The sequence below is a fragment of the Lacinutrix sp. genome, from assembly GCF_023299985.1.
Lineage (GTDB): Bacteria > Bacteroidota > Bacteroidia > Flavobacteriales > Flavobacteriaceae > Lacinutrix.
In genome coordinates this window covers 1-2,585 of record NZ_JALZVX010000057.1, presented here as the reverse complement: position 1 = coordinate 2,585, position 2,585 = coordinate 1, and the positions used below count along the sequence as shown (strand labels likewise).

Annotated in this window: 2 protein-coding genes; both read right to left on the bottom strand. The window is 33.5% G+C overall.

Going from position 1 to position 2,585, the window contains the following annotated elements; translation table 11 throughout:
* On the bottom strand, window positions 1-1,025 hold a 1,025-nt coding region (locus Q0C58_RS03060), incomplete at its 3' end, for a hypothetical protein (RefSeq protein WP_290697363.1).
* Between the two features lie 90 nt (window positions 1,026-1,115).
* Complete coding sequence (locus tag Q0C58_RS03055) at window positions 1,116-2,513, bottom strand: MATE family efflux transporter (RefSeq protein WP_290697360.1); 1,398 nt, start codon at window positions 2,511-2,513, stop codon at window positions 1,116-1,118.
* Window positions 2,514-2,585: the final 72 nt, after the last annotated feature.

The following is a 2,585-nucleotide window of genomic DNA, read 5'->3' as shown; positions in this document are numbered from 1 at the left end:
TGGTTTTCTCCATCTTCCCATAAAGAAGAATGATTAGCATCATTAATTACTCTAGAGTTAAAATCGCCAGCATTTTGCGTAAGACGTGGAAGAGGATTAGTATTTGCATTTCTTTTAGATCTGTATTCAGATATAAAACCATCGCTATTAGAATGCCAGTTTTTCCATCCAGAATTAAACCAATCCCATTCCCAATAAGCATCTGCATATGCTCCAACCGAATGGTGAAAAGGACGACCAACATAACAGTAATACCATACATTATCATAACACTCATCGTTAGATTGATGCGCATACCAGAATGTAGTATTATCTTCTTTCATATTAACTCTATTATATGCTGCACCATTTGGATTATCATAATTTCTAAAAGTAGTCGTAGAATTTATTGTCCAACCCTCTGCCCAATTATGGAAAGAATTTACATTTCCACTTGTTAAGGACCATCCATTTGTATACCACACTGCAGCCCAAACTACACCAGAAAACCAAGATAATGTTGCGCCAAGATCTGCAACTCTTGCTCCTCTAACTGGAGAACTTAAAGTATGTACACCATCTACTCTCTCGAATCCAAAACTTGGTAGGTTTGTATTTGTGTAAGGATTTTGGCCATATAATGCTCTTTCTGTATCTAAACCACCTTTACTGTGTGCTACAATACTAACCGTTGCTACATTGTAGTGCGCACGAACTTTATCAATCATTTTCATTAATAACTTACCATTATCTATTGTAGAGCCAAAAGGTTCTAACTGTACAAAAGCTGCATTTAAATTACGGTTTTTTACTTGATCGATATTTGCTTCGTAAGACGATGAAAGTTTACTTCCTATACCATGTACAAAAATTACTGGTGTGTAGTGACTATGCCTTGAAAAGCCTGTAGGATATAAAATTTTCCCAGGATTATCGTAAGATGTCGTAATTCCGCCAGAAACGTTGTAATTAATTTCTTGAATTGTTTGTGCTGAAAGTAACATAGTACTTGCGCAAAACAAAGTAAAAAGGATGGTTTTTAACATGGTTTTTATATTATGGTTCTCTCAAATATAAGAAACATAATTGATGAAAGCTATTTTAGGAATACAAACAAATTTTCTGTTAAAAATAATTTATTTGATAACGTTTAACTCATTTTTTTCTATTTCAATTAACTTTTTTGTTAAATAGTTAAATCGAATATACAGTAAAACCGAAGCTGTTGTTAAACCAGCTAATAAACCTAACCAGATACCAAAACTTGCATAAGCGTCTTCTTTGCCTAAAAACCAACTTACAGGAAAGCCTACAAGCCAGTACGAAATAAAGGTTATTATAGTTGGGATTTTTACATCTTGCAAACCACGAAGTGCTCCTAAAACAACTACTTGAATACTATCGCTAATTTGAAAGACTGCTGCTGCTAATAATAACTTTGAGGCAATACTAACCACTTCCATATTATCATCAAAATTTACAACATCATCAAAATCGACATAAACACGTGGCAAATAGTTATGAAATAAAGCAAACACTATGGCGAAGCCAACAGCAAAAACAGTTCCTAATAAAAATAATGAAAAGGCAATACGTCTTAATTCGTGGTATTTTTTAAGTCCTTTTTGGTTACCAACACGAATCATAGAAGCAACACCAATTCCCATAGCCACCATAAACGTCATTGAGCTTAGGTTTAAGGCTATTTGGTTTGCTGCTTGAGGATTTTTACCTAACAAACCACTTAACCAAATAGCAGCAGTAAAAATGGCTACTTCAAAAAACATTTGCATAGCACTTGGTGCTCCTAGATTTATAATTTTACGCAACATTAACTTATCTAAAACAAACAGTTTTATATTGGTTACAAATTCTTTAGACTTTTCTTTTTTCTTTAGTAAATACCATAAATACCATAGCATAATAAAACGAGAGATTACTGTTCCATAAGCTGCACCAATCATTCCTAATTCTGGGAAACCAAATTTTCCAAAAATTAAGATATAGTTTAATATTACGTTTACAATGTTAGCTATAATGGTGGCATACATTGGATACTTGGTCATCGACAAACCATCACTAAATTGCTTAAACCCTTGAAAAATAATTAAAGGAATTAATGAGAAGGCGACTAAATTTAAATACGGAATTGCTAACGCTACAACCTCTGTAGGTTGTTTCATATAATACATTAATGGTTTAGCGAAAAAGACCAAAAAGAATAACAAAATCCCTAAAACTGTACATAAAAACAAACCATGCTTAAATGCCGATTTTCCTCCTGCAAAATCCTTTGCAGAATCTGCTTCTGCAACTAAAGGTGTAATGGCTGTACTAAAACCAATACCTAAAGACATTGCAATAAACATAAAACTGTTTCCAAGTGATACTGCAGCTAATTCTGCTGTACCTAATTGGCCAACCATAATGTTATCTACAAAGCTCACAAAGGTATGACCAAGCATGCCTAACATTACTGGTGCTGCTAGCTTCCAGTTGTATTTAAATTCTTTAGTGTAGTTGCTTAAAACCATTTGGCAAAAGTAGTGCTTCGGTTTTGGTTTTGAGAATTTATTTTTGAGGAAATTTTGGAGGTTAGCTTATCG